Genomic DNA, 26,918 nt, shown 5'->3' on the forward strand with positions numbered 1-26,918 from the left:
TTGTCGAAGACATGGCAAAAGAAAGCAGCAACGCATTATCCGCTGAACCGTTTTCTTGTTCAACCTCGATTGCGGGCAATACGCAATGACTCGAGTCACGGATTTCGTAAGACCTGCCGGGCCAGGCGGGCGTTTGGGCGGGATTGTGTTTTTCCTGTAAGATGCGTATGGTTTTGTCTGCGCGGGAGGAACATGCCATGGATGCACAGCAGGCCCAATCCAAATTCCAGCAGGCGGACGTGCTTTTCAAGAAGGGGCGGCCCCAGGAAGCTTTGGCGGTCTTGTGTGAATTGGAGGCCGCTTTTCCCAACACGAGGAACATTCTTTATCCAAAGGCTTTATGCCTGGAGAAACTGGGCCGTACGGCCGAGGCGGCTCAGGTCTGTGATGTGTTGGTTCGGCAGTTTCAGGATCCGCGCGCGCAGGCGCTCATGAACCAGATGCAAGTTGCCGCCAGCGCCGCGCCGGTAATACCGGGTCTGGACGGGCTTGATTTTGACCTGATGCAGCCCGCTGCTTCCGCATTCGCGCCACCCAAGGCGGCAGCGGCCGCGCCGGCGCAGGGAGGGGGGCGGAAAACGTGGCTAATCCTGGCGATTGCGGGGGTGGTGCTGGCCTTGGGCGCGGCGGGCGTGACCGGTGCGAAACTGGGCTTGTTTGCGGGCGGCGCATCGAAGCTGCAACAGCTGGAAACGCGGCTCAAGGATACGTTTGACGCGTCCGGCTCCTTCACTGGGGTTCTGGACGCCTCGTTTCCCATGCCCGACCCCCGGATTCCCATGACCATTACGTTCGGCGGAACCATCGAGTATCTGCAGAAAGACAACCACGTCTACTTCCGCATCGAGGGCGCGCCGTCCGCGTCGGGCGGAGTGCCATTGCCGTCCATGGCGATGAAAATGGTGTCGAATGGCGAGGAGCAGTTCCTGGAAATGAATATCGGCGGGCAGACCATGGTGGTCAGAGTGCCCATGTCCGCCGCGGGCGCGATGCAGCCGAGTCCGGCCGCGATTTTTGCCGTGCTGCGCGAGAATTTCGACATCAAATCGCTCCCCGACGCGAAGGTAGGGGGCAAAGACGTGTGGGTGTTCGATCTGACGCCCAAACCTGGAACCGTTCCGGACACATCGGCGATGCCCATTCCCGCGCCGCAATTGGACCGGGCGCGCGTTTCCTGTGCGGGGGACGACCTCTCCTATTTCAAGCTGGAAGCATTGGATGCCGCCGGCGCGAGCCAGTTGTCCGTGGCGTTGTTGAATGTGCGGGTCAATGCGCCGCTGTCGCCCGAACAGTTTGCCTATGCGCCGCCTGCGGGAGCACAGGTGATGGAGATGAGCGACCTCGCCGGCGGCGGCATGCTGCCGATGTTGATGGGCGGTGCCGGTGGCGGCTGAGTGCCTACCCTTCTTCGTGCTTGGTTTCGGCCGGCCGGGAAGGGGGGTCAACGTTCGCGGCGCTTGTTGCGCCGGTGATGCTGTTATAGACCTGGCCGGTCGTTTCGCGCACTCTGCGCAACAGACGACGCGCCCACAGGAATTCCGTGCCCAGAACGCCCAGGCCCGCGACGGTGACTACGACGCCCGGCCCTGGCAGCAACAACATCGCCAGTCCCGCGAGAAGCACGGTGCCGCCGACCACCAGAACGATGAGCCGGCGGGCCTGCGCTATGGTGAGATTCGTGATGAGAGCGCCTGCAGCCGCGCGAACAGACGGCGAAAACCACAGCGCCGCTCCCGCGAGCAGCACTGCCAGGCACGCAGCGGCAACAATCCAAGTCATCAGGTATATCCTGCCATCTGTTGCTTACATACAACCGCGGGCAATACTTATTCAAGCGGGAGACGGGTCAGGTGCGGGAAGCGCGCACTATCCAGCCGAGGCACTGCCGTGCGCGCATCGACCCGGTGTGATAGCGTAACAAGTGTTCATGGCCGCCGGAGGCAATGCGCGCGCACTCGGCCGGCGATGCGAGGTAGTGATTGAATTTCCGTTCCATTTCCTCGAGGTCGCTGAAGAAGACGGCGTTTTCCCCGTCGGTGAAGTCGTGAGGAATGCGAATAGGCAGCCGCTCGGAGAACAGCATGGCGCCGTGCGCCGGTATTTCCCAATAACGGACGGTGTCAAACCCAAATCCGAAACAGTTGAGTCCGATGCGGCTTTCGCGCAAGAGCGTCAGGTATTGCTCTTGCGGATAACCGGCTGACAGGGTGACGCCAAGCCGCGCCTCGATCCGTTCCAGGAAGAGCCGGCGCAGGCCAGACTGCCGATGGCCTGCCCAGAAGAACGGCCTGGAGCGCGGCGTGACGCCGGGTGGCGCGGACACGCGCGAGTCTGGGTAGGCAAAAGGCAGAGGAAAGGCATTCGGGCCGTAATCCGCGCAACGCAGCATCTCGCGCTTGAAATAGCCCGCAACGCTTGAGAGGCCCAGATGTTCCATGACGCGGGGCCGCAGGTTCAGGGCGGCATCGAGCGCGTCGACGATGAACAAGGGGCGACTGCGCGCCGCGTTCGCGATGGCGCGCGCGGTTTCCCGCTCGAGGAAAGCCTCACAATCGCCATAAAGCACGACATCGAACCATCCGCTCTTAAGGCGGTCGAGAATTTCGGATAATTCGGTTGGATTGCCCGCGCGGTCAAAAGCGCACGGGTAGTTCTTGTATTCCTCCGGTCCCTCGCCGTGCAGCGAAGGCTTGTAGGGAAACTCCATGACATTGTCCTCGCCGAGTACGGAGCACAGGCCATCATAGAGCACGTCGAGACCGTAGTGAGGCCGTGGATGGGTGACCAGCAGCATACGGTGCGGCCCAGCGGCCTCGGCGTCTGTCCACAAGGGAGCTTCTTCGCCGGGCCATGCGCGGGAGGAGGACCGTGACAGGATTGCGCCTAGCTGCCGCCGGACGGTGTCCGTGGGCGCGGCATGTTGTGCCGAGCGGAGCAGCCGGGCCGCCATCTCGGTATCGTCCAAAAGGCGCCAGAATTCCGCCTGGCATTGATATGCCGGTGCGAAGTCGGGCCGGTCCGCGACGAGCTGATGGAACAGTTCCTGGGCTTTGTCGAAGTGGTCCAAGGGCGGAAGATCGGGGCGTTGCTTGAGCCACGCCAGAAGGCACAAGTGCATTTGCGCGCGGACGTTGATGCGAACGTCCTCATCCTGAAGATAGACGGCTGGGATGTGCGCGAGCACTTCAAAGGCCCAGTCGGGGTGGCCCGCGTCGAAAAGGTGCTCCGCCTGTGCGAGGGGATCGTATTCCGGGCGTACGAACAGAAGCAGGTATTCTGACGCGGACCCGGATGGCGCGGGCACAAGGACCGGCCAGCGATTGTATAGTCCAAATCCTGCCTCCTGGACGGTCCGCACGATTCCTTCATAGGGGAAGTGCTGTCCGGCTGCGTCCTGCTCCGGCGCATCGACGGGTGCGGGCGCGCGTACGAGCAGCCAGCCCCCGGTCTTGAGGGTGCAGGCCAGCAAGCGCAGACGTTCGCGGAGAACGCCGACGCCGGACTCCGTTTCCGGTACCAGCAGGGCGTCAAAGCAGGCTTCAGTAAAGGGGGGCGCCCCATCAGGAACATCCGCGGTTACGGAATCCAGGCAGGCACGGGCAAAAGGCAGACATTCCGGGCGGGTCTCGAAACCATGAACCTCGATGCCGCGTTCCCGTCGCAGGAGGTAACCTATTTCGCCACGGCCGGCCGGCACTATCAACAGGCGGCGGATGAACATGGGCAGCAGTCCGCGAAGATTCGAGGAATCAACGGGGCCGTCGCCAGGACTTGTCATGGACCGCCCTCTCAGGTGTATTCAAGAACGCGGCGAATGCTTCTCGTCTTGGATGGGCGCTGACTCACAACCCGATTTCCTTCCGCAGCGCGATCTTATTGACCTTCCCGCTAGGTAGCAGCGGCAGTTCTGGCCGCAGTTCGAAGTGCTTGGGCACCTTGAAATTCGCCAGGCGGTCCTTGCAGTACGCCTGCAATGCATTCTCTGTAACCGTCTGGCCGGGTTTCAGCATCAGGAAAGCATAGCCGGCTTCCGAATAGAGTTCGTCGGGTACGCCCAGGACCGCCGCGAACAGCACGGCCGGATGGCGTTCCAGGACGTCTTCGATCTCGCGGGGATAAACGTTCTCGCCACCCGTTTTGAACATTTCGGAGCGGTGGCCCGTCAGGAATAGGCAACCCTCGGCGTCCAGGTATCCGACGTCGCCGGTGTAGTACCACCCCTGCGTGTCGAGCACCTCCGCGGTGGCGCCCGGGTTATTCAGGTAGCCTTTCATGACAATCTCGCCGCGCACGGCGATTTCGCCCGTTTCGCCGGGCGGCAGGGGGCTCCGCTTCTCGTCCACGACACGCATCTCGAAGGGCGGCACGATGCGTCCGGCGGCTTTCGCGAGCAGTTGCCGGCCGTCATGCGGCGCGCTATAGGTGCAGAAACCGCAAAGTTCCGTCGAGCCGTATCCGGTGATCAACCGCGCGCCAGTCCGTTCGCTGATTATGGAGAGCACGTCGAGCATGACCTCGGGCGCCGCGGAACCGCTCCAGACGAATGCCTGGACGTGGCTCCAGTCCATTTCCGGGAACCTTGGCGCCTGGAATTGAAGCAGAAACATGACCGGGACCTGCCCGACCACGGAGATGCGCTCCCTTTCGATGACTTCGAGGGAGCCTTGGGCTTCGAAGCGGTCCATGAGCACGATACAGCCGCCGCCATATATGGTGGTAAAGCCGATCTCCACGTCCGCGGCCACGTGGTTGATGGGAAAATGCAGGAGCGCGCGGGTGTTCTCATCGAAGCCGAAATGCCTCAGTTCGACCGCGACATTCGCGAGAATGCTGCGGTGCGTGTGGAGAACGCCCTTGGGCTTGCCCGTCGAGCCGGAGGTGTACATCAGCAGCGTTTCGTCCTGCGGATGCACCGTTGCGGCGCGGCGGGCCAAGGCTTCATTGAGGTGCTCGCGGGACGCACCCGTGAAAACGGCGTAGCCGTCTTCGGAACGGTTCTGGCCGTTCAGAAACACCACGCGCTGCACGCAGGGGAATTCGTCGGTCAGGATTCGTATGCGCTCACGGTAATCTACGTCCTGAAAGCGGTCGACGGAGAAAACAAGCGCCGGTTGGGCGTCGTGGAACTGGTAGCGCAATTCGTCCAGCGAATACTTGGGAGACAAGCCAAGCCAGATTGCCCCGATTTTCGAGGCGGCCATGAACGTGACCAGAAACTCGGGGCATGCCATGGCGATCATGGCCACGCGGTCGCCCTTTTCAATGCCGGCATCGAGCATGGCTTTCGCCGCGCGGTCGGCCGCGTCTCGAAATCCGGCCCAGGTGATGCGCCGGTTTCCCAGGACCAGCGCCTCTGCGTCCGGCTTCACGGCGGCCCATTTCTCGACATGCTGCCACAACAGCGACAACTCATACGGCTTCATCAAGGCAGTCTCCATCCGGTCCTTGAAACAGAGGTAATCCTACTCCGATTGCGCCGCGCCAATCGAGTATCCCGCGACGCCGAACGTGACGCTGCCGTTGCGTATGGCCTTGTGGTTCTTCTCGTTCAGAACCTGGAAATAGACGCGAACGGCATCGGGCGTTGTCTCCTTTCCGAGGGCGCGCACGGTAATCTCCGTGCCCGGTTCGACCATGCCGGTGAAATGACAGGCGAGGCCGCGGACGCGCCTGGGGTCGGCGGACGCCTCCTCGTTTGTAAGCTCCCGCAGTGCGAGCGCCAGGGTCGCCGTGCCCTGGTAGATGACGTTTTGCAGGCCGACCGCGCGGGCGAACGCGCGCGAAGTGTGAATGGGGAAGGGCACGTCCCCGCACATGTCGTATATCCAGGGGGCCAGCGGGTCGATGCGCAGGCGCTTTTCCCAGAGGACCTCTCTCTCGCCGTTCCAGGGCGCTGCTTGCGGAACGCCCGGAATGCCCGCCCCGCCGTCGGCGCATCGGACGCCGCGCATCATGCCGCCGATGTATTCGCGGAAGATGGTCGCGCCCCGGCTGTCTGCCGCCGTGAAACGCAGGACCATGTGGGTGCCCGCGCGATGGGGCAGAATGGCGGCCACTTCGCCGGTGATGGTCAGCGTACTCCCTGGCGCCATGGGGTGATGCCATTCGAGCGCTTCGCTGTAATGGACCTGCTGCGCGAGCACTTCCGTGGGAAAATCGCCCACATCCCAAAATTCGGCGAAACGGGAGGCCAACTGCCAAGTCAACGACACGGCGAGCATGGGCGGCGCGATGACCCCGTCGGCGCGCTCGTCATCGAAATAGAGGGGATTCGCATCGCCGACGCCCGCGGCATAGGCCATGGACTGCCTGGGGGTTATGGTCACGACGCAGGGCCGCGACCGCTTGCCAACATATTTCGAGCTCAATTCCATAGGGTTCTCCCACGCGACCAGCCCGCGCGCAGTTGGTTTCGTTCGTGGCGCGCCTGCCACGCAGATGCGAAAAGGTAGCACGATTGCCCCGCACGAAGAAACATCCCGACGACTCCCAAGCTTCCAACCCCTCCTGAGTTCACGGCGCGGCCCATGCGGGGAACTGACCAAGGTCGATGTCGAAGACGATGCGGCCCAAGGTGAGGGTGGCGCCGGTGAGCGTAATGACGCAGACGAGAATCAGAAGACTGCCGATGCGGACCATGGTCGGCACACGCAGGCGCTTTGTTCCGAACACGACAGCGTTGGGCGGGGTCGAGACCGGCAGCATGAGGGCGAAGGAGCAGGAAAACGTGGCCGGAATCATGAGGAGCAGCGGGTTGAGACGCAGACTGACCGCCAGCGCGCCCACGATTGGGAGCAGGACTTGCGTCGTGGCGGAATTTGACGCGAATTCGGTGAGCAGCGCGGCTATGAGGCAGACGATCAGCACAATTTGAGCAGGATGCAGCGAGGACAGGCTGGAGAGTTGTCCGTCAACCCACAGGGAAAGTCCGGAACTCTGGAATCCCGCGGCCAGGACAAAACCGCCCCCGAGCAGCAGCACGATGTCCCAAGGAAGATGCCGCGCCGTTTCCCAATCCAGGATGCGTTTCCCGGGTTCGCTTTCTGACGGCAGCATGAACAGCAGAAGGGACATGGCGGTCGCGACAACGCCGTGTTGGAGGTTGTTGGTGCCCGGTTACACGTCCGGCGGCGCCATGAGTGAAAGACTGCAAGCCGGGACGCCCAGAAGCATCACGGCGTCGAGCCGCTTTCGGGCCGCAGGCGGACCGGAAACTTCAATCACTATCTCTTACCCCATTCGGCCATAGCCGGACGGAAACGGCCCATGGCTTCCACGCGCGGGACTTTCCGGGATGCACGGGACAGCCATGGCCACGATGTGGCATCAGACGGCGGGCCGCCCAACGCTGAAGTAGCGGAAGCCGAGTTCTTTCATGACTTTCGGCGTGTATATGTTGCGTCCGTCGAAGATGACTTTTTCCGCCATCAGACCGGCCATGCGCTCGTAGTCGGGACGGCGAAATTCGTTCCATTCAGTCACGATGACCAGGCCGTTCGCGCCGTCAAGCGCATCATAGTACTTGCGGACGCACGGGACGGAATCGCCGAAACGTTTCTGTATGTGCGGCGCGGCGACAGGGTCGTAGACGACGATGGCCGCGCCGGCGTTACGCAGGCGCTCGATCAGGTGCAGCGCCGGTGCGCCGCGAACATCGTCCGTGCGCGGCTTGAAACTGACCCCCCACAACGCGAGCCGCTTGCGGGGCAGCGCATCGCCGTAGTACGTCAGAATGCGTTCGAGAAAGCGGTCTATCTGCCGTTCGTTTACGCCGTTGATGCCTGCGAGAAGGTCACAGTCGCAACCTAGCGTCTTTGCGAAGGCGATACAGGCGCGCAGGTCCTTGGGCAGGCCCGACCCGCCAAAACCGATGCCGGGGAAGAGGTAGGTAGGCCCGATCCGGTGGTCAGAAGCGACGCCTTCGCGCACGGAGCTAATGTCGGCGCCGCACGCGTCACAGACTTCCGCCAATTGATTCATAAGCGAGATGCGCGACGCCAGCATGACGTTCGTGGCGTATTTCGTCATTTCCGCGCTGACGGGCGACATCAGGAGAATGGGGCGCCCCGTGCGCAGGAAGGGCGCGTACAGTTCGCGCATAATCTCGCGGACGCGAACCTCCTCGCAGCCAATTACGATGCGGTCTGGACGCAGGAAATCGTCGATTGCGGCCCCCTCGCGCAGAAAGTCGGGGTTTACGACGATATCGAAGGCGTGCTCAGTGCTTTCGCGGAGGATTTGCTCGAACTTGGCCGCGGTGCCGGGCGGGCATGTGCTCTTGTTCACGAGGATGCGATAGCCGGTCATGGCTGTGCCAATCTGGCGCACAGCGGCGAAAATCTGGGACAGGTCGGCGCTGCCGTCCTCATTCGAGGGCGTGCCCACGCACAGGAATACCAGAAGGCAGTCCTTCACGGCTTCTTCAAGGCCGGTGGAGAAGAACAGCCGCTCTTCTTCTATATTGCGCGCCAGCAGTTCCTCGAGACCGGGCTCATGAATCGGGAGCCTGCCCTGCTGCAGCGTTCGGATTCGTTCGGCGTTCTGGTCCACACAGGTGACTTGGTGCCCGTGCTCCGCAAGACCGGTGCCCGTGACCAGCCCCTGGTAACCTGTGCCGACAATTGTGATTCTCATATGCCCTCTTCCGTGACGTGCCGATCAGGCTTTAACCGGGTTGCGCGGCCGTTTCCCCAAGTGAAATGTGATGAAATCCATGCTGACCGCGCCGTCTCTCCTGCTTACTCATCCGCTTCCGCGGCAGGCTCGTGCCAGGCCGCATCCTGAGCCGCAATATCGAGAGACCGCTCGAAACGCTTGATGTTGGCCTTCGCATCGTCCTCGTTGAGCACGAAGAGCTTGTCCAGGTTGGTTATTTGGAATATTTCACGGATGTTGGGCGCCACGGCGCAGATGCGGAAGCGCCCCTCGAGTTCCTGGACGGCCTTGTTGATACGCAGGAGTTCCGTCAGCACGGCGCTCGAAAGATAGTCGACATTCTCGAGACTGAGCAGCAGGTTAATCCCGCGCTTGCCTTTTACGTGCCGCAGCATCTGATTGCCGAATTCAGCAACGTTCAGCGCGCTCAGAACGCTCGAGGAACGTACCGTGGCCACGGTAATGCGGCCCGCACGCTTGAATTCGACCAGCACCCGCTTTCTCTCCGCCATGCTCAACCTCCCGCGGCGCATTTCCCGCGGCGAAACGCCATTTCGAGACACTTGCAGGCCTGGTCGTACCGGATGTACTCCATATAATGCTTCATCAGGCAGACACCCCGGCCGCCTGGCTGTTGCGCGTCCGGCAGGCAAACCTGCTCCGGCTGGAAGCCGCTTCCCTCGTCGTAGACCCGGATGATGCAGTGGTCGCCGTCCTCAGTCAGTTCCAACCGCACATGGCGCCGGGGGTCGCTGGCGTTGCCGTGGCGTATTGCGTTCACCAAAGCCTCTTCCAGGCAGAGCCGCGCCGCGCTTTGGTGCTCCTGCGCAATCCAGCCATGGCGCGCCAGCGCTTCCAGAGCCCGGCCCAGTGTCGCGTTCAAGGCCGCGAAGGTGCTGGGAAACTCCTCCTCGAAAAAGGGCCGTTGCGCGCGCCCAACCGGCTGTGCCAAGTGGACGTCTTTGGCGTGGCGGTGTGTCCCGCCTCGTGCTGCGGCAGTGTTTCTCACGCGATTGGGGCCTATTGCTCCGTAATTGCAGCAAAAACCGAAACAACACAAGCGATGCACGACAGCTTGCGCACTATTGACACATGATAAGGATAGCATAGCGGGACGTGAAAAAGCGAAAGCCCGGACGCTGCGCCATGGCATGCGCGCGGCGTCCGGGGCTGTCTCTTGCTGAGAAGGCCTTGCGGCCCGGCGTCTTCTTACTTGAGGGAGATGCTCAGGGTCGAAGCTTGCCAAGTCCCGTTCATCTCGGAGACGGAACGCAGTTCATCCACGATGGCGGCTACCTGGCCCGCGATAATGCTGGCGTCTTCCGGCAGAGCGCCGAACAGATTTGCCAACGGCTCAATGACATCGGTGTACAGCGAGGTCTTGAGCAGCAGGGCGCTGTAGCGCGGCTTGGCCGGGTCGAGCGGCGGCGCAAGCGTGGCAAACAGCTCGCTCTGCTTTTCGGCGGTGAACAGATCGATGATGCGCTTTACTTCGTCCACGCTGTTCGAAACGAGGACCATGTCGCCCAGATAGGCGATGGACAGCGGCACCGGGATGCCCGCGACCACGGAGGCGATTTCGACGTTGTTGTACGTTTCCTCGGGCATCGTGGGCACAAACATCTGGAGCAGGCCCTTGGTCGCCTCTGCATTCTGCAGCCCAATCATCACGGATGCGGCCGGGAAATCGTCCGCGGCAGCCAAGCCGATGGTGATTTCCGGTCCGATCATCTGGAGTACCTGGCGGCCCATGGTGAGGCCTTGAGCGACTTGGGGGTCGCTTGCGGACTGGGCGACTATGGTGTCGATCACGAGGTCGGAAAGCATCGTTTTCATTTCATTGGTCAGATACAGGCTCAGGAAGAAGAGGGTCTTCTCCGAGAGCATGGGCGCGTACCGCAACGGCTGAGCCTGGCCCGCCTGAGTCAGAGCGGCCGGATGCGTGGCCGTATCCATGCGCGTGGCCAGTTCCACCCTGTTGTCGTGCAGGCCGAGCGTGACCAGGATGGGGTCTTTGGCGCCTTCGCCTTCCCAGAGCGCCGCCATCATGCCCATCTGTTTCTCGAGGAGCGCCTGGGTCGTCGGGTCCTCATTCGTGAATGCGCCCGCGAGGGCCATAAGCGCCGGAATGAAATCCGCCCCGTAGATCTGCAGCGAAATCTCGTTGGGCACGCCCGCCGGGCAATCCGCGCTTCCATAGCGCAACGTGGCGGGTTCCTTAAGGCTCAGGGCGGTGTTGGCGACCATGTCCAGCGAGTTGCCCAGCACGACCTTGTTGTCCGCGATGAAGTAATTGAAGTTGTCCGCGCCGAGCGACTTGACCGTCACATCGCCGGCCGATACGTTGTCGAAGGCGTCCGGGTCGAGGTCGGCGTACAGGACCCCCAAATCGTTGACGGTCGTTTCAGCCGTTGCCGCGTCCGTGATGCCGAGCACGACGGTGAACGCGGGGACAACGAGCATGTCGTCGAGCGCGTCCTCGAAGGCTTCCATGTCGTCGAAATCGTCTGTGTCGCCTGCTTCGTCCGCTTTGTCCGCGCCGCTGTCCGCGGCGTCCGCGTCTTCTACCGCCTCCGCGCTCTCGGCCTGTTCGGCCTCTTCACGGGCTTTCTTGGCTTCGGCCAGCTTCTTCTGAATATCTTCTATGCTCTTCACGGTCGGAGACAGGTCGACAAACACCGCTATCGGCGCATTCACGTCGATACCGAGACCCTGCCCCAGTTCCTCGAGGTTTTCCGCATCCACCCCAAGGTCGATGGCTGCGTCGGCGATGGCGCCTTCCAGCGCGCCTTGGGCGTCGAGTTCCGGGGCAATCCGGTCGACGACGGGCAGCAGGGTCTGGACCAGATTGTTCAACGGGGGCACACCGAGCGCCACGGCGGTCTGTTTTGGCATGCACTGGAGCACAGGCAGCGTAAGCGGGGCCGTTTCCTGGGCGCCGCACACCCCTGCGGCGACCACTGCGATGAGCGCCGCGAGACCGCCGATTCTTGTGTAAGTCCTTGATGTTCCAAAGGTTCTCCCAAACATGCTGTTCTCCTCTTGACCTGGTTTTCTCAGCCTCAGGATAGTTGTTACAGCAGGCGGCGTATCACGGGGACGCCCTCCGCTGACATCTGCATATTGAGCAACACGAACGACTCAGCCGACACGCTACGGGACAGGCAATGCCCCACCATGCTGCTTCCATCCGCAGGATCAGACCACACGGAAATGGTTACAGTTTCAACCCTTGCCCGCCGGCTTGTAGTCCGGGCATTTGACCGCGTTAGGCCGTTCGCGCCGGTGGCAAGCCGAGGGGTGGTCGTAGCGGCAGTTGTCGCACAGGAATTCCGTGGGGCAGACGGCGCGCAACCACCATTGACGTATCCGGTCGCGCAAAGTCATGACCGTTTCCCGTACTGGCCCCGGTATTCGCTGGGGGTGATGCCCTCGAATTTCTTGAACAACTTGCTGAAATGGCTCTGGTCGCGTATCCCGACACGGTGAGCGACCGCCGTGGCGCTCAAACTGGTGCGCCGCAGCAGTTCCTTGGCCTGGTCAATGCGCAGGCGGCCCACGTACTCGTAATAACTCATGCCGAACTGGCGTTTGAGCCGCTTGCTGATGGTGGAAGCCTTTAGACCGAGATGATTGGCAACCTCGGACAGGGCAATGCTGTCTGGAAGACGTTCGATGACCAGCCGGTTGATTTCCTTGTAGGCGAGGCGGGCCTTCTCGACGGGCGGAGCCGGTTTCGATGGTTTGCCCGGCTTGACTCCCCGCAGCAGGCGCAGCGCCGCTTCGAGCAGTCCGCTGTCGTGCGATTCGGACTCGATTTGCTCGATGAAGGGCCCCAATTGGCTCCAGGCGCGTGATGTATCGAGGGGAACTCGTTCCGCGGCCTCGATGGCCGCCGCGGCGGCGGCGAGGATGCGCGCGCGCCGGACGGACGGCTTAGGCCGCACCCCGCCGTGCGCCTCGCCCAGCAAACCCTCGAGTATGTCGCGGACGAGACCCATTTGCCCGCCCGCCAGCGCGAGCGCCGTCTCCGTGGCCTGGTAGGGGACGGCATGGAATTCCTGAACGCGGCGGCGGCCTGGCGCGTGGTCCGGCTCAGGAGGCGCAACGGTATCGGCGGCGGCTTCGCGAGCAGTCTCGGCGGCCGCCTCGCGCCAGCAGCGCGCCAGGTCTTCGCGCAGCCACTCCGCCGCGGCGTAGATGGACCCTTCCGGGGCGCGATGGACATCACGCAGGTCAAACGCCGGGGCGTTTTCCGTTTCCGGCAACGGCTGAAGAACTTGATAGGCGGTTTGCACGCGTTCTTCGAGGAGGTCGTCCAGATGCGCGGGCGCAAAGGGCCCAAAAGTAAGGATGAATCGCTCGCCCGCGAGCGCGGGCACGGCGATACAGGTAAACCCCACGTGGCAGATGAATGGGATGCCGCGTTGCTGCCGCAACGCGGTGGCGGCGGCCCCGAGCCGCGACGCACGGCAGCGATTCTTCCCCTCGGCGCAGGCATTGACGCGGGCACAGGCTTCGCAGCCGCCCCAACGCGCGATCACGGGGCCTTCTTCGCCCCGGGTGACGTAGTGGAGGGCAAGGGGCGTTCCGGCGGCCCGGGCGGCCCGGGCGAGGGTTCGCTGAACTTCGGGGCGGCGCAAGAACAACAGGGGTCTCATGGCGCCACCTCGAATAAGGGAGTCGGCCGGTCTTTCTCCGCCAGATGGAGTTGGGCGGGATGATTCCGCAGGACTGCCCCGGCCAGGTCGCGCACGAGGTCGGGCGTGTTGTTGTGTTCGCTGAGGTGAACGAGCACGACGGTGCGCAGTCGTTCGTGCAGGAGCGCGCCCAGGAGCGAGCACATGTCCTGGTTCGAGAGGTGGCCGATGCGGCTGCGGATGCGTTGTTGCACCTGCGGCGGATAATCGCCCGCCAGCAGCCGCCGGGGGCAGTAGTTGGCTTCCAGCACGACGGCATGGGAACCGGCCAGGCTGCGCCGGACCACGTGCGAGACGTGGCCGAGGTCCGTGGCAAGGCCGAGCTGGGCCCCGTTGCGGCGCACAACGTAGTTTACGGGGTCGCCCGCGTCGTGCGAGACGCTGAAACTGGATATTTCGAGGTCGCCGACGGGAATCGTGTCGCCAGGCTCGAATACCTCGACTGCGCCCGCGGGGGCGATAGTGGCCGGCAGGCGGGCGCAGGTCTGTTCCGTGAGGAATACAGGCGTGCCGAAGCGGCGGGTCAAGACGCCCAGCCCCGCCACATGGTCGCTGTGTTCGTGAGTGATGAATACTGCGTTCAGCCCCTCCAGGGATTCCCCCACTGCGGCCGCCCGTGCCTGCAACTGGCGCAGGCTGAGCCCGCAGTCGACCAGCACCTTGGCCTTGTCAGAAACGATGAGCGTCGCGTTGCCGCTGCTGCCACTGCCGAGAAGACTGAACCGGAACACCGGGAAGGCCCTTCTGATGCGCAAAACAATCCGCCGATAACGGAGTATAGCACGGCTTCGCGCGGCGTCATCAATTGACGGATGGGACCGGGCTTGCTATAATGGCATGGGAGTTGCTTAGAAGGAGCCATTACTGATGATTCGTATGGAGCCGAGGCTGGTGCAAACCCAGCGCCAGCAACTCGTGCTGACCCAGAAAATGCAGCAGGCTATCCACATCCTGCAGCTTTCGGGCGTGGAACTCGAGCAGTACGTCCAGCAGGAATTGGAGAGCAACCCCGTCCTGGAACTGGTGCCGAAACAGGAAGCCCCGGAACCGCCGGCGCCCGCCGAACCGCCCGGCGAACGGGAGGAATTCGAGGCGACCTTTGACTTGGACGATTACCGGGACCAGTGGCGCCGGAAAGAGGGTACCGACCTGAGCCGGAACGCCGATCTGGCCGCGCGGCGCGAGTACTACCAGAATTCCATTACGAAGGGGGAGTCGCTATCGGAGCATCTGTTGACGCAATTGCGCATGGCTACCGGGGATGCCCGGACCATCCAGATAGGCGAGTGCATCATTGGCGACATCAATGAGCGGGGCTATTTCACGGGCGATTTGGCCGCGATAGCCGCGGACATGCAGACCCCGGTCGAAGAGGTGGAATCGGTCCTGCGGCTGGTCCAGCGCTTTGACCCGGCGGGCGTGGGCGCGCGCACGGTGGTCGAGTGCCTGCTCCTGCAGATTGAGGTCGAATATCCCGATGAAGAGGAGCTGAAGACCCTGGTCTTGGAGCATATCGAGGCACTGGAACGGCGCCAGATCCCCAGAATCGCCAAGGCGATGAAGTTGTCCGTCGAGCGCGTCGAAGAACTGTGCGCCATGCTGACGCGTCTCGATCCCTGGCCCGGCTATGAGTATTCGCCCATGCCGCCGCAGTACGTCACCCCGGAGGTTGTCGTCGAGAAGGACGAGAACGACGAATATATCGTGTACCTCACGGACGACCGCACGGCTAGTCTGCGTATCAGCCCCGACTACCGGAAGCTCGCGCGGGACGGGGAAATGCCGAAAGAGACCCGGCAATATGTGCGCGACCGGGTTGAGTCGGCGAAGTGGCTTATCCGTAACATTGAGCAGCGTCAGAACACCATTCTGCGGGTCGCAAAGGCGATTATCGATGTTCAGCGCGAATTCCTGGACAAGGGCGTGGAATACATCAAGCCGCTGACCTTGCAGGAAATAGCGGACAAGGTCGGGATTCACGAGGCGACGGTGAGCCGGACCACTCGCGGCAAGTACATCCAGACCCCGCAGGGCCTCTTTGAACTCAAGTACTTCTTCTCGCCCGGCTTGCGCCGCGACAGCGGCGAAGAACAGTCGTCCAAGAGCATCATGTCGCTCGTGCGCAAGATTGTGGACGAAGAAGACAAGCGCAAGCCCCTGAGCGACCAGAAAATCGCGGACATGCTCAAGGAACAGGGCTTGAATATCGCCCGCCGCACCGTTACCAAGTACCGCGAAGCCATGCATATTCCTTCCACCACCATGCGCAAGGCTTATTGATGCGCCGAAAGACAGGCTGGCTCCCGCCCTATGGCAACCACCAGTGAACGCCGATAGACACCGATGGAGTCTGGACGGGCCTGTCGGTGTCCATCCGTGTTCATCGGTGGACCTCCTCGACCGGCGACAGCGGGGTCTCGACCGCTGCCGTTTCCGCTTGGGGGCCGTCCGTGCGGTAGAGGGCCTGTCCCGTGATGGTGCGCACGCCGGTTTCACCGCCGGGGACGCGCACCCGGTACGAAAACGTCGCGGGAAACTTCGGAATGTCGACCCAGATGAACTGGAGCGGCCCCGGATGGCCCGCGGGCAGCTCCAAAGTCGGTTTCGGCCCCGACGCGATGCCCTCGTAGGTCCAGCCCGCCGGTAATTCCTCGACCACGGCCATCGCCGTGACCGGAAAGGTGTTTTCGTCGTATTCAGGCCCCACTTCGAGGTGCAGCGGCGCGCCCGGCGTGTACCCGCCCGCGGGCGCGCGGCGCCGTTGCGCCTATGTGCAGACCCCGATATCCCTTGGTTACCGCCGACCCCACCATTGATTTCAGTTTAGCACCCCTCAAGTCAAGAGGCAAGGGTCAAAATATTAAACCAGATTCCCTGCGTAACAGATGGTAGCCGATATATTCAGTGCGCGGGCCGGGAAACCGGCGCGGTTTGCCGGCGGGTTCTACGGCGGGCGGAGGCAAAGGAGTTGTCATCAGCGATGGCGTGTTCGTGGAGTCTTGATGTCTGTAGCGGGCGCGTTTCGGATTCGGGCGCGGCGCATACTAGAATGGCTTCCCGGAGCAAAGGTTGCGCGGGCGGGGACCGCGGCGGGTCTTGTTTTGATATGAAGAGGTAGTGGTGTGGTGGCCAAGAAAAAGGTTCAGCAGTCGGATGAGGAGATAGCCCTCCGGGCCATCAGTCAGGCGCGGCAGATTGACGGCCGCTTGTTTGTATCGCAGGAAGGGGTCTTTCTTGTGCGGGGCATGCCTGCGTTCGCGCAGCTCTGTGACTGTCTTGCGAGCTGTAGGGAACCGCCGGGGCCGGAGCAGGCGCCTGCCCCTGCCGCGCTGGGCTTCCCGATTTCGGGCACGGTCGCCTTGACGGGCAGCACGGTGGGCACTTGGGCGCGGGCGTTGCAGAAGTGGCGCAGGATTCTCGATGACTATGAGGGTGCGCGGCAGGACGCGGCGGAGCGCAGGCGCAAATACCGGAGCTGGCGCGAAGAGATCGAAGAACTGGCGTCCCGGCTGTCCTGTTTTCAGGACGCGCTGCGCGCTTGGGAAAGGGCGGGCACTCCGGTCAACGCGCCTTACGTGCTTGCGCCTGGTGAGGAAGCTGCGTTGCGCGGCGCGCTTGCCGAGGACTATCGCGCGGCAATACAGGATCCATGGTGGCGGTGGCTCGCCCGGGTGGTGACGTGGACCGGGGGCATGGAGGCGGGGCGGCGTTTCCTGGCTTCTCTTGCGCCGTTTGGCGAGACGGCCGGAGAATACGAAGAGCGCGTGGCCGTGCGGAGGCTGAAGACGGCCCTGGAACATGCCGGGGTGCGGCTGCCCGGCTTCGATAACGCGTCGGCGCTGCCACCGTTGAAGAGCCTGCTGGACCGAATGCCCCTGCGCGCGTTTTCGAGGGCCGGGTTCAAGCGCCCCAAGCGCGGACGCGACCTTTTGTTGACGGACCTGTATGCCGGGTGCGTGAAGGTGGAGTCGATGCGGCCGCCGTCGCGGCTTGTGGCGCGGGCCGCGGCGTTGTGCGCGCTGGACGGCGCGCAGGCGCCCGTGCCACGGTGCCTGCTGACGCCTGAGAAGTCCGATTCCAGAACGGGGGATTTTCTGGCGGCGGGGCGCGCCATCTACGATGAGCTCTTCGAGGAATCCGGCCGACCTGCCTACGACCTGTTGCTCCGCTCGCTGGACAGCATCGGGGACATTGCCAATTCCGACGTGCGCGTGCTGCGGCTGTTTCTTGACGCAGGGGTGGATATCGCGGACGCGGATTGGGCGGTGAGAGAGTTCGGCTGGCGCGCGGAGGATTGCGCAAGGAAGAGGATTTCGCCGGCGCCGCTCAGACGCCTCTGTGCGCGCATTCAGGAGAGCGGAATCGCGGAGGACGAGATTGTCCCGTCTCAGGTTGCCGGCAAGCTTGCGGAACACGGGGGCGTTGAAATCATCGAGGCTTTCGCGGACTGGGTGGCGTTGTTGGACGGCAGGACGTTGACCCGTGACCTGGCACTGGCGGTCTGGAACAGGCTGGTGAATGTGCTGGCGCTGGAACGGGCGTGTCCGGAGTTTCGGGCGGACCTTCGCGCATGGAGCGCGCCCCGCGTGGCGCGGCCTTCCGTTCTCGCCGCTTGCGGCGATGTTTCGCCGGAGGCGGCGTTCTGGCTGGCGCGGCTGGCTTATTATCAGGAACTCGGCGGTCAAACGGCAGCCTTGCCCAAGTCGCTGGGTGCGCTCCTGAAGAAGCGGGAACGGGAACAGGGAGAGCTGGCTTACCTCCAAGGCATCCGTGCGGCAGGGGGGCTCGATGCCGCGATGGCGGCGCGGCTCGCGCTGTTGGAGGGAAGGCCGGCGAGGGTCTCCGGGAACGATGAACGCAGATTGCTGCGTCAGGCGCAAGAGGTCTGCGCGCGTGTGGCATTGGATGCGGTCAGGACGCTTGCCAGGCGCGCTTCGCATACCTATTGGCAAAGGACTTTTGGCTGCGCGCCTCCGGAATACCTTTCCGATGATGAAGTCATCGACATCACCGCCTGGACCACGAGCCTGGATAAGCAATCCGCGTATTTCTTGCGGGAGCTGAACCGCGCGTGGCGCGCGCACGGCGGGGACTATCGCAGCCACCTGGAGGCCAATCGCGGGTGGCTTGGCAACGCGGCGCGGCGCGGTATTGACGTGGCGCGCTGGCTTGCGCCCGCCGCCTTCGAGGGTTCCGCGGGCGGGCTGCCGGTCCGCATTGAAGTCTCGCGCGACCCCTTCCGCATCTTTCTTATGGGAAATTACTTCGGCACGTGTCTGAGTCTCGATGAATGCAACAAGAATTCGGTGCTGGCCAATGCGCACGACGCGAACAAGAATGTCATCTTCGCTTTTGGACCACGCGGCGAAGTGCTGGCGCGCAAGCTGGTGGGTATCAACGCCGCGAATGAATTGGTCGGATACCGGACGTATGTGGGGGCCGGCGCATCAATTTGTGAGAAGCGCAGAGAGCTCATTTCAAGCGCGATTGCCGCTTTCTGCGGCAAATGGGCGCGCGAACTGCGTGTGCCGCTGGGCCACAGCGGCCAGCCGGGCAATGTAGCCGGGTTGTTCTGGTACGACGACGGCGTGGAGGCTTGGCCTCCCGCGGCATACGCAGCCTATGACGACCATGGCCGGGACCTCGAGCACGCAATGTTGTGGGACTTTTCCCTTCTGGACCCGCGAGTTCTGGAAGTGCTGGGCAGGCGGCAGAAGGCCTGTGTCCGTATTCTCGGAGAACTCGATATTTGCCCGCTGGCGGAGGACGGAACGCCTGCGAACCTCGCGGAAACGCCCGGGCTTGCCGAGGAGGCGCTCGCCCTGTTGGGGCTTCGTGAACGCGACCTGGAACTCGCCCGGCTCATCTTTCAGCGTGCGCGCACGCGTGGCGGGCGGGCCGAGGCGGTCAGGACCATGGCGTTGCTCGCCGGGGAGGCGTTTCTGCCGGAGCTCGCGAAATGGGCCCGAGTGCAACGGCACGACCGCCGTGGCGTGGAATGGGCCGCCCATGTGTTGCGCGAGGTCGGCACGCCGGCTGCGTGGGACAATCTCGTATCGCTTGCACTGAGCAGTGACGTCGTCTGCCAGGCAAACATGACATGGATTGTGCTCGGTGCGGCGCAGGAAGGCGTGGCGGCCGCATTGAAACGGGACTTGCCGCAGGTAAGGAAATCCAACCGGTTCTGGGATAGCAACGCGCTACTGATGGTCGAGAACATGCTTGCGGGGGGGCGCATGGCGCCGGACGGCCTCATCCAGACGCTGTTGGCTGCTGAACACGGTTTCGGCTTGAATATCGAGAGTCTGGCGCAATGGCTGCCGCCGCTGCGGAAAGAGCGTGTAACCGTCGGTTCCCTTATCGGCGAAATACTCGACAGACAAGCAACGGATACCGCGCAGGAAAGGACCGCGCTTGTTCGCGCGGCCATCACGGTGGCGTTCAGGAATCCGGGCCCGGGCGCCATACGGTTTCTCAAGAAAGAAGCGGAGCGGGAACCCGCGGCGCTGCTGGCGCTTTCGCTGCTCGAACCTCGGCGGTTTCAGGCGTTCATCGTGCAGACTGCTCTATCGATGCCCGAAGACCCGGCGGCCTTGATGGCGCTGGTGCATGCCGCGGGCAGGGGAAAAGCCGAAGCGGCCTTCCAGGCGGCGCATCATGCGGCGCCGGGACAGAGAAATGCCATCGAGTACGCCTGCCGGCTGTATTCGGCCTATCGGAACTTGGACCTGCCATCGGTGAACGACTTCGCGGACTCGAGGTATTTCCGGAATACCCTGAATTGCTTTCCTATCCTGCTGGACGGACTGTGGCGCATCTTGCGCCTGGACGCGCCTGACCTCGCCGCCATCGAGCGGGTAGCGACGTGCGGCGAGGTATTACGATGGGTCTTTGATGCGACCGGCATCCACGCAACCGGTCTTGCGGTGAGACTGGCGCACCTGTTGCGGATTTCGGGGGATGCCGGCCGCGCATCGCTCGCGAACGCGCTCCTGCGTGTTCTGAGCCTCATGCCCAATTCGTATCACGACGCCGAGTTTCTTGTCCCTCTGGATGCCCTGAGCGGGCATCGGGCCTTTGTCGCCCCGCAGGCCTTTGAGAGCGTGATCATCGGCCTGGACGACATTCTCGAGTATGGGGCTTGCGCTTCGCTGGTCTTCGATGACCGGGGCAATCCGCGGCCCTGGGTGGAAGTGGCGCATTGGGAGGGCGCAGCATGCTGCACCTTGCCGCCGGACCACCAGGAAGCAAGACGTTTGACCGAGTTTCTGCTCGAACGGACGCAATGGGACAACCCGCTCTACCATCTGGAGCCTCTGACGGAAATTCAGAAAAGACTCGTCATGAAAGCCGCGGAAAAAAAGAACACCTCCCGCGGCCCGGAATAACCGTTGTCCGCGGCTTGACAAGAAAGAACCCGCGGCCGCACGACCCCACGTCGTGCGCGGCGCACGAAGCACAATAAGAAGCAGCCCGGCGGCCCTTACTTCGTGCCCAAGACCTTCTTCAGGACAGCGCGGGCTTTGGCTGCGTCCGCGGCGGAGTCGAGGGCGATGCAGAGCACTGCTTTCTTGCGGGCGGCGAGCGCGGAGATGCCGCGCAAATTGATGCCGGCGGCAGCGATGGCCTGCGTGACGAGCACGCCCAGCCCGGCTTTATCGGGGCCTTCCACGCGCAGCGCGGCAATGGTGGCGTCCTTGCAGAGACCGGCTTTCTGCGCGGCGCGGGCGGCTGCCGCGCCCTTTATCGGGGCGGCGAAGACAACGCCGCGCCCCGGCTGGTTGCGCCGGGCAAGCAGAAACTGCAGGCAAACCTTGGCTTCGGCGAGCGGCGCGAGCATCGCGGCGAGCGCACCGGGTTTGTCGTCGATGCAGCCCGTGAATACGTCAACTCTCTCAATAGCATATGGCATCGCAGGGTCTCCCTCCGTTCATACGGTTCAACTGCCGATGAGGAACAATGAATGATTATAGCACGGGCGGGGGAGATGTCGGGGTTTGAACATCTTGCCCATATGGCGCCCGCCATCGGTAAACAGCTCCGCGACCTCCGGGTGCGCGCCGCGTGTGTTCGAGACCCTGGAACTTTTTGCAGACTGGCGGAATAATGCAAATCAGCGGGGCTATGGGTGAGCGTGTGGGAGTATTTGGGCGTGGGTGACCCTGTGCTGCCCTGATATGGCGAAAGGTGAGCAAAATGCGTTCCAGCGTGCCGGTACTTGGATTGGCCTTACTCGCGCTTGTGTCAATCGGCGCCGTGGCGGGAGGACAGGAACCACCGCCGGAACCACGGGCCGGGGCGCCAGTTGTTCCGGACACACCGCCCGGCGCCGGGGCGGCCGCCGCGGCACAGCAAGTGGATACGGCTGAGCAGGCGGCAGCCGTGCGAGAGCCGCCTCAGACCTTGACGCTTACCATGATGATTGAACAAGGGGGCCCCGTGCTCTGGGTCATCGCCGGGCTGAGTTTCGTGGCGCTGGTGTTGGCGCTGTATCTGTTGCTTACGGTGACGCCCCGTCGGGAGGCGCCGCCCACGCTGGTGAAGCGCGCGCATGCGCAGATCCGGGCGGGCGACCTGCGCGGTGCCTTTCAGATGTGCGAGGGACGGGATGAACTGCTGGCGAACGTCCTGCGTGCGGGCCTGCAGGTGGCGGGGCACGACCGGTACGTCATCCAGGATGCAATGGAGAGCGAGGGAGAACGGGGCGCGGCCGGGTTGTGGCAGAGGATTTCGTATCTGAACAATATCGCGACGATTGCGCCGCTACTGGGATTGTTGGGCACGGTCTGGGGCATGATGCAGGCGTTCAGCACGATTGCGTTTGACGACGCGCAGGTCAAGAGCATCGCGGTGGCCTACAGCGTTTCGATGGCGATGGTGACGACGGCCGCGGGGCTGCTTCTCGCGATTCCGGCCATGGCAATCTATTACTACCTGCGAGGGCGGGTGGTGAAAATCCTGGCCGAGGTCGAGGCCGAGGCGAGCGAACTGGTGGAGTTGATTGCGAGGAGTCCCGAGCCATGAAATTCGGACGCCGCGCACAGGATGAGGGGGACACCATCATGATGGCCCCGCTCATTGATATTATCTTCCTTACCCTTGTGTTTTTCATGTGGACTTCTGTCTACACGCAACTGGAGAGCGAGGTGGACGTCGACCTTCCCACGGCCGATTCGGCGGCGGCGAGCGAGCGGATGCCGGGCGAAATCATTATCAACCTGTTGCGTCCGGAGGATGCGCGGGTAGTGGACGGCACGGTGCTCGACATCGTCGTGAACGAGCGAGTGATGGATATCGTGGGGCTGCAGACGCTGCTCGACCGCGTAGCGAAGTATTTCCCGGGCGGCTCGGTGATTATCCGGGGGGACCGTCATGCGACGCTGGGCCGGGCGATAGAGGTGCTCGATGCGTGCAGCAAGGTCGATATTCAGAACGTGGCGTTTGCGGCGGTCCAGCCGGAAGAGGAGCGCTCAGAAGTCCCGTGACCCGAACCTTTCTGACAATCGCGACGCTCTTGTGCCTCTGCGCGGATGCGACTGCCCAGTCGCCGGAACAGACGCAAATGGAGTTTGCCGACGGGCTCTTCCAGCGGGGCTTCTTCACGGAAGCGGTGGACGAATACGAGGCGTACCTGAGGGATTATCCGAAAGGCTCGTACGGGCCGACCGCGTGCTACCGGCTGGGCGAGGCCGCGTTCGCGGCGGGACAATACGAGAAGGCCATTGCGGCGTTCGAGAAGGTATTGCCGCCAGCACTGGAGTACCCGGAGCGGCTGCGCGCGGCATTGCGCCGCGGCGAGGCCCTGTACATGCTGCGGCGCTACGAGGATGCCGCCAAGGCACTGGAACCGCTGTCGGGTCCGGACACCCCGGCGGATTTGTGTGTGCGTGCCCTGTATTTCCTGGGCAGGACACGTCTGGACACGCGGGACTATGACGGCGCCCAGCGAGCGTTCGTGGCGGTGACGGAACGCTTTCAGGACGACCCGCTGGCCCCGTACGCACAGTATCAGCTCGCCCATGTATGCGTGGGCCGCGGCGACCTTGAAAACGCGGCCGTCGCGTTCTCCGAGGCCGCGCAAGACGCTCCCGAAGAAACACTGCGCATGGAAGCGCGGTTCCGCGCAGCGGAGATCTACGACAAGCTTGGCTGGTTCAGCGCGGCGGTGGGAGCGTATGAGCAACTGAAGACGGAGTTCCCGGATTCGGCCTACGCGCAGCGGGCGGATTACGGGTATGCGTGGGCGCTGTATCATGCGGGCAAGCTCGCCGAAGCTGAGGTGGCGGCGGCGCGGTTCCTGGCGGCGCATCCGGATACGCCGTATGCGGCGGGCCTACTCTATCTGCGCGCGAACGCGCTGCAACAACAGCGGCGTTATGACGATGCGCTGGCGCTGTACCGGCAGATCGCCGCTGACCATGCGGAATCGGAATTTCTGGAGCGGTCGCGCTACAAAATCGCCTGGGTGCTCCAACTCAGCGGCCGCGCGGCCGAGGCCAAGAATGAGGTCATGACCTTCCTGCGCGACTACAAGGAATCGGTGCTGACGGGGGATGCGGCGTTCCTGCTGGGGACTTTGCTGGTTACGGAGGGAAACTACGAGGACGCGCAGCAGGAGTTCCGCCTTGTTGCCGAGAAGTATCCGGACAGCGAATATGGCCCTGAGGCCCTGTACAAGTCGGGCGAGTGCCTGGAGCACCTGGGATTGACGGACCAGGCGGCGGCGGTGTTCGAACAATTCGTGCGGCAGTATCCGGAACATCCGCTGACGACGGAGGCGATGCTGCGCGCGGGCGATGCGCAGTTCTCGGCGCAGTCGTTTCAAGACGCGGTGACGAAGTACCGCACGCTGCTGGAACAGGCGGCGGACCCGTCCATCGAGCAGGACGCGCTGTACCGTCTCGCGATTACGTATTACAACATGAAGGACTACGCGTCGAGTGAAGCGACATTCCGCCAATTGCTCGAGAAGTATCCGGATGTTCCGCAAGCGGTGGAAGCTACATACCGCGTGGCGGACTGCGTCATGCGGCAGGAGGGGGGCCCGCTGAGGGCCATCGAGTTGTACCAGTCCGTATTGGAGAAGGCGCCGCAGGGCCCGCTGGCGGGGCAGGCGTTGCGTGGGCTCGCCGTGGCGCACTATGAGAACAAGGATTACGACCGGGCCGCGGAGTTCTTCGACCAGCTCATCCGGGAGTATCCGGAAGTACCGCTGAACGAGAAGGCGTACGCGTGGTTGGGTGAACGTCATTACGCAGCGGAACAGTGGGAACTGGCGGGCCGCGCCTTCGATGCGCTGCTGGAGCGTGTGCCGGATTACCCGAACCCGGAACGGATTCGCTTCCGCGTGGCGGAATGCCGGGAGAAATCCGGCGATGCGGCCGGCGCGCTGGAACTGTACGCGCGTGTCGCGCAGGACGCGCCGAAAAGCACCGCGGCCGTCGAGGCGCGGTACCGGATGGCCGCCCTGCACGAACAGAAGGGTGAAACGGAAGAGGCCTTGAGGCTTTACGAGGAGACGAGCAACTCGAACAGCGGCGATGTGGCGGCGCGCGCCTGTTTTCGTGTCGCGGAGATCTGCGAGAAACAGGAGGACGCCGAACGCGCGGCGCGCAACTACATGCGCGTCGCCATTCTGTTCCTGCACGCGGAACTGTCGCCGGAGGCGCTTCTGCGCGCGGGACGGCTCTACGAGAAGCTGGGCAAGCCGGACCAGGCCAAGCGCACGTACGAGGAATTGGTCGCCGATTTTCCGGACCAGCCGCAGGCAGCGCCAGCACGTGAAGCACTGGCTGCGCTGGGCGGGACCTGATGCCATGCCGAGCCGTCGCGTAATACTGGCCTTTTGCGTGCTGGTGTCGCTGGCGGTCCATTTCGTGTTTTGGTTCTACGCCGCGCCGCGCATTACGCTCGTGCGGGCGCATGCGGCGGTGGAGAGCCTCCGCGAACGGTATCAGGTGCGCCTGCTCGAAACCTACGAGGACAAGACGCGGGTTTTCGAACGCTCCGCGGACAAACTCGCCTCCCGGCCCGGAGAGGTTCGCGACCTGGTGAACGGACAAGGCGAGTCTCTCGCGTTCGAGCGGGGGCCGGAGCGTCCGGAGGCGTCCGTTCCCGACCTGGAAACCCGCCTCGCATCGGACGCCGTGACGCGGGAATATGCGTTGGACCCGGACGCCGCGCTGCTCCGAGAGATGGACATGCGCATCGTTGAAATCGCCGAAGACGCCGCGCGGCGTGACTTGCAGGTAGCCCGGCGCGTCGTGCGGCCCAGTCCCATCGAAATGCTGGGCGACGGCGAAATGCCCGCGCTGCGAGACCTGGCGATTGCGAGCGACGTGCCGCCGCTGCAACTGCCTTCCTCGTCGCGCCCGGGACTGTTGGCTCAAGACGTTTTGCCCTCGAACGAGCGCGAAGAAACGGGTGAGACCGCGCAACTGCCGCCACACGAGGAGATTGCGGTTCCCGAGCCCGCGCAGACGGCGCCGCCGATGCCGGAGAAGCAGGAGATAATCGTCGCGCGCACGCCGGTGATCGATGCGATTCGCAAGGGGCGTGAAACTCAGTACACGTTTATCGATGATCTGCTCGACATCGCGATAGACGTGTACCAGGCGCCGGGCGAGGCGCAGGGGTTCTTCCGGCTGCGTATCACCTCCAAGGATACGGAGGCCCTGCAAACGCTGCCGCGCGACATTACCTTTGTGCTCGATGCATCGAGCAGCATCAGCCAGCGCAAGCTCGACCTCTCGGTGCGGGGGCTCACGCAGGCCTTGGAAGCCCTGCATCCGCAGGACAACTTCAATATCGTGGTCTTCCGCGACCTGCCCACCAAGTTCAAGACGGCGCATGTGCCCGGCGTCAGCGAGAACAAGGCTGCCGCTGCGGCGTTCCTGCAAGGCCTGGAATCACGGGGCGAGACGGACGTGTTCAAGGCGCTGCAGCCGGTGCTCCAGTCGTTGCCGCGAACCGGCGTGCCGGGCATCGTCGTGCTGGTTTCAGACGCTCGCCCCACCTCAGGCTTGCGTGACAGCCGCGCAATCATAAACGGTCTGACGGCGGATAACGCGCGGAACACGATATTCGCGTTTGGGGGCGGCCGCACGGTGAATCAATATCTGCTCGATTTGCTGGCGTACCGGAACCGCGGGGAATCGCGTGTGGTAAGCGATATCGAGCGTATTGACGATGAACTCCCGCTTTTCCTGGCCGGTGTGCGCGAGCCGTTGCTCGTGGATGTTCGGGCGGACTATGGCCGGATAGACGAGGCAGGCGTCTTTCCGAACGCAATTCCCGACTTCTACCGGGGCCGTCCGGTGTGCGTCTACGGGCGGTACGACCCCGCGAAAGACAGGGAATTTGTCATGCGGCTGACGGGGCTCGCCGGGGAGAAGCGGAAAGAAGTGATCTTCCGCGCGGACTTGAGCAAGGCCAGTGCAGGCGACAGCAGCATTGCCCGCCATTGGGCGTTTGCCAAGAGCTATCATCTCATCGGCGAGATCTCGCGCGTGGGCGAGCAGCCCGAACTGGTCGGCGAATTGCGGGAACTGAGCCGGCAATACG

General features: G+C 63.3%; 21 protein-coding genes. 7 read left to right on the plus strand and 14 right to left on the minus strand.

Translation table 11 applies throughout. The features are described 5' to 3' along the window. Positions 1–197 precede the first annotated feature (197 nt). Complete coding sequence (locus KA184_12380) at positions 198–1,394, plus strand: tetratricopeptide repeat protein (protein ID MBP8130367.1); 1,197 nt, start codon at positions 198–200, stop codon at positions 1,392–1,394. Positions 1,395–1,398: 4 nt separating this feature from the next. On the opposite strand, the gene KA184_12385 is transcribed toward KA184_12380, so the two are convergent. The 12 genes from KA184_12385 to KA184_12440 all read right to left on the minus strand — a co-directional run bounded on the left by KA184_12385 (position 1,399) and on the right by KA184_12440 (position 14,086). Next, positions 1,399–1,779 (minus strand): PGPGW domain-containing protein, encoded by a 381-nt coding sequence (locus tag KA184_12385; GenBank protein MBP8130368.1) that lies wholly within the window; start codon positions 1,777–1,779, stop codon positions 1,399–1,401. Positions 1,780–1,846: 67 nt separating this feature from the next. Then, entirely contained in the window at positions 1,847–3,778 is a 1,932-nt protein-coding gene (locus KA184_12390; protein ID MBP8130369.1) for a glycosyltransferase family 1 protein, read from the minus strand. 64 nt (positions 3,779–3,842) lie between these two features. After that, positions 3,843–5,423 carry an AMP-binding protein gene (locus KA184_12395; protein ID MBP8130370.1) on the minus strand — a complete coding sequence of 527 codons (1,581 nt, stop codon included), beginning with the start codon at positions 5,421–5,423 and terminating at the stop codon, positions 3,843–3,845. Between the two features lie 39 nt (positions 5,424–5,462). Next, positions 5,463–6,374 carry a MaoC family dehydratase N-terminal domain-containing protein gene (locus KA184_12400; protein ID MBP8130371.1) on the minus strand — a complete coding sequence of 304 codons (912 nt, stop codon included), beginning with the start codon at positions 6,372–6,374 and terminating at the stop codon, positions 5,463–5,465. Positions 6,375–6,513: 139 nt separating this feature from the next. Continuing rightward, the gene (locus tag KA184_12405; GenBank protein MBP8130372.1) at positions 6,514–7,074 is read right to left on the minus strand and encodes an anion permease; all 561 of its coding nucleotides are present in this window, start codon (positions 7,072–7,074) and stop codon (positions 6,514–6,516) included. A 252-nt stretch (positions 7,075–7,326) separates the two neighbouring features. Next, positions 7,327–8,634 carry a UDP-glucose/GDP-mannose dehydrogenase family protein gene (locus tag KA184_12410; protein ID MBP8130373.1) on the minus strand — a complete coding sequence of 436 codons (1,308 nt, stop codon included), beginning with the start codon at positions 8,632–8,634 and terminating at the stop codon, positions 7,327–7,329. Between the two features lie 104 nt (positions 8,635–8,738). Continuing rightward, positions 8,739–9,167: an STAS domain-containing protein gene (locus KA184_12415; GenBank protein ID MBP8130374.1), complete on the minus strand. Its 429-nt coding sequence runs from the start codon at positions 9,165–9,167 to the stop codon at positions 8,739–8,741. A 2-nt stretch (positions 9,168–9,169) separates the two neighbouring features. Beyond that, positions 9,170–9,607 (minus strand): ATP-binding protein, encoded by a 438-nt coding sequence (locus tag KA184_12420; protein ID MBP8130375.1) that lies wholly within the window; start codon positions 9,605–9,607, stop codon positions 9,170–9,172. 257 nt (positions 9,608–9,864) lie between these two features. Continuing rightward, a complete protein-coding gene (locus KA184_12425; protein ID MBP8130376.1) occupies positions 9,865–11,685 on the minus strand; it encodes a hypothetical protein in 1,821 nt (606 codons plus the stop codon). 195 nt (positions 11,686–11,880) lie between these two features. Next, a complete protein-coding gene (locus tag KA184_12430) occupies positions 11,881–12,042 on the minus strand; it encodes a hypothetical protein (GenBank protein MBP8130377.1) in 162 nt (53 codons plus the stop codon). Beyond that, entirely contained in the window at positions 12,039–13,316 is a 1,278-nt protein-coding gene (locus tag KA184_12435) for a helix-turn-helix domain-containing protein (GenBank protein MBP8130378.1), read from the minus strand. Before KA184_12435 ends, KA184_12430 begins: the two co-directional genes overlap by 4 nt. Then, positions 13,313–14,086, minus strand: a complete 774-nt coding sequence (locus KA184_12440; GenBank protein MBP8130379.1) for an MBL fold metallo-hydrolase — start codon at positions 14,084–14,086, stop codon at positions 13,313–13,315. The genes KA184_12435 and KA184_12440 overlap by 4 nt, the downstream gene beginning before the upstream one ends. 136 nt (positions 14,087–14,222) lie before the next feature. Between KA184_12440 and rpoN the strand changes: the two genes are divergently transcribed. Continuing rightward, positions 14,223–15,635: an RNA polymerase factor sigma-54 gene (gene rpoN / locus KA184_12445; protein MBP8130380.1), complete on the plus strand. Its 1,413-nt coding sequence runs from the start codon at positions 14,223–14,225 to the stop codon at positions 15,633–15,635. A gap of 100 nt (positions 15,636–15,735) precedes the next feature. Here rpoN and KA184_12450 read toward each other — a convergent pair whose 3' ends face one another. Beyond that, on the minus strand, positions 15,736–16,062 hold the full coding sequence (locus KA184_12450) for a hypothetical protein (GenBank protein ID MBP8130381.1): 327 nt from the start codon (positions 16,060–16,062) through the stop codon (positions 15,736–15,738). 418 nt (positions 16,063–16,480) lie between these two features. Here KA184_12450 and KA184_12455 point away from each other — a divergent pair, with 418 nt between their 5' ends. Beyond that, positions 16,481–20,743 carry a hypothetical protein gene (locus tag KA184_12455; protein MBP8130382.1) on the plus strand — a complete coding sequence of 1,421 codons (4,263 nt, stop codon included), beginning with the start codon at positions 16,481–16,483 and terminating at the stop codon, positions 20,741–20,743. Positions 20,744–20,838: 95 nt separating this feature from the next. Here KA184_12455 and KA184_12460 read toward each other — a convergent pair whose 3' ends face one another. After that, on the minus strand, positions 20,839–21,267 hold the full coding sequence (locus KA184_12460) for an amino acid-binding protein (protein MBP8130383.1): 429 nt from the start codon (positions 21,265–21,267) through the stop codon (positions 20,839–20,841). 284 nt (positions 21,268–21,551) lie between these two features. Here KA184_12460 and KA184_12465 point away from each other — a divergent pair, with 284 nt between their 5' ends. The 4 genes from KA184_12465 to KA184_12480 all read left to right on the plus strand — a co-directional run. Beyond that, a complete protein-coding gene (locus KA184_12465; GenBank protein MBP8130384.1) occupies positions 21,552–22,379 on the plus strand; it encodes a MotA/TolQ/ExbB proton channel family protein in 828 nt (275 codons plus the stop codon). Next, entirely contained in the window at positions 22,376–22,840 is a 465-nt protein-coding gene (locus tag KA184_12470; protein MBP8130385.1) for a biopolymer transporter ExbD, read from the plus strand. Before KA184_12465 ends, KA184_12470 begins: the two co-directional genes overlap by 4 nt. Then, entirely contained in the window at positions 22,837–25,167 is a 2,331-nt protein-coding gene (locus KA184_12475; GenBank protein ID MBP8130386.1) for a tetratricopeptide repeat protein, read from the plus strand. The genes KA184_12470 and KA184_12475 overlap by 4 nt, the downstream gene beginning before the upstream one ends. 4 nt (positions 25,168–25,171) lie before the next feature. Next, positions 25,172–26,918 (plus strand): VWA domain-containing protein (locus KA184_12480; protein MBP8130387.1); only part of this gene is annotated, 1,747 nt, incomplete at its 3' end.

It is taken from the genome of Candidatus Hydrogenedentota bacterium, assembly GCA_018005585.1.
GTDB lineage: Bacteria > Hydrogenedentota > Hydrogenedentia > Hydrogenedentales > JAGMZX01 > JAGMZX01.

What these genes read in the sequence shown, in the direction of transcription:
- rpoN (MBP8130380.1), top strand. Translation starts at nt 14,223, where the DNA reads ATGATTCGTATGGAGCCGAGGCTGGTGCAAACCCAGCGCCAGCAACTC.
- KA184_12470 (MBP8130385.1), top strand. Translation starts at nt 22,376, where the DNA reads ATGAAATTCGGACGCCGCGCACAGGATGAGGGGGACACCATCATGATG.
- KA184_12390 (MBP8130369.1), bottom strand. Translation starts at nt 3,778, where the DNA reads ATGACAAGTCCTGGCGACGGCCCCGTTGATTCCTCGAATCTTCGCGGA.
- KA184_12385 (MBP8130368.1), bottom strand. Translation starts at nt 1,779, where the DNA reads ATGACTTGGATTGTTGCCGCTGCGTGCCTGGCAGTGCTGCTCGCGGGA.
- KA184_12430 (MBP8130377.1), bottom strand. Translation starts at nt 12,042, where the DNA reads ATGACTTTGCGCGACCGGATACGTCAATGGTGGTTGCGCGCCGTCTGC.
- KA184_12415 (MBP8130374.1), bottom strand. Translation starts at nt 9,167, where the DNA reads ATGGCGGAGAGAAAGCGGGTGCTGGTCGAATTCAAGCGTGCGGGCCGC.
- KA184_12400 (MBP8130371.1), bottom strand. Translation starts at nt 6,374, where the DNA reads ATGGAATTGAGCTCGAAATATGTTGGCAAGCGGTCGCGGCCCTGCGTC.
- KA184_12405 (MBP8130372.1), bottom strand. Translation starts at nt 7,074, where the DNA reads ATGTCCCTTCTGCTGTTCATGCTGCCGTCAGAAAGCGAACCCGGGAAA.
- KA184_12410 (MBP8130373.1), bottom strand. Translation starts at nt 8,634, where the DNA reads ATGAGAATCACAATTGTCGGCACAGGTTACCAGGGGCTGGTCACGGGC.
- KA184_12460 (MBP8130383.1), bottom strand. Translation starts at nt 21,267, where the DNA reads ATGCCATATGCTATTGAGAGAGTTGACGTATTCACGGGCTGCATCGAC.
- KA184_12395 (MBP8130370.1), bottom strand. Translation starts at nt 5,423, where the DNA reads ATGAAGCCGTATGAGTTGTCGCTGTTGTGGCAGCATGTCGAGAAATGG.
- KA184_12435 (MBP8130378.1), bottom strand. Translation starts at nt 13,316, where the DNA reads ATGAGACCCCTGTTGTTCTTGCGCCGCCCCGAAGTTCAGCGAACCCTC.
- KA184_12380 (MBP8130367.1), top strand. Translation starts at nt 198, where the DNA reads ATGGATGCACAGCAGGCCCAATCCAAATTCCAGCAGGCGGACGTGCTT.
- KA184_12465 (MBP8130384.1), top strand. Translation starts at nt 21,552, where the DNA reads ATGCGTTCCAGCGTGCCGGTACTTGGATTGGCCTTACTCGCGCTTGTG.
- KA184_12425 (MBP8130376.1), bottom strand. Translation starts at nt 11,685, where the DNA reads ATGTTTGGGAGAACCTTTGGAACATCAAGGACTTACACAAGAATCGGC.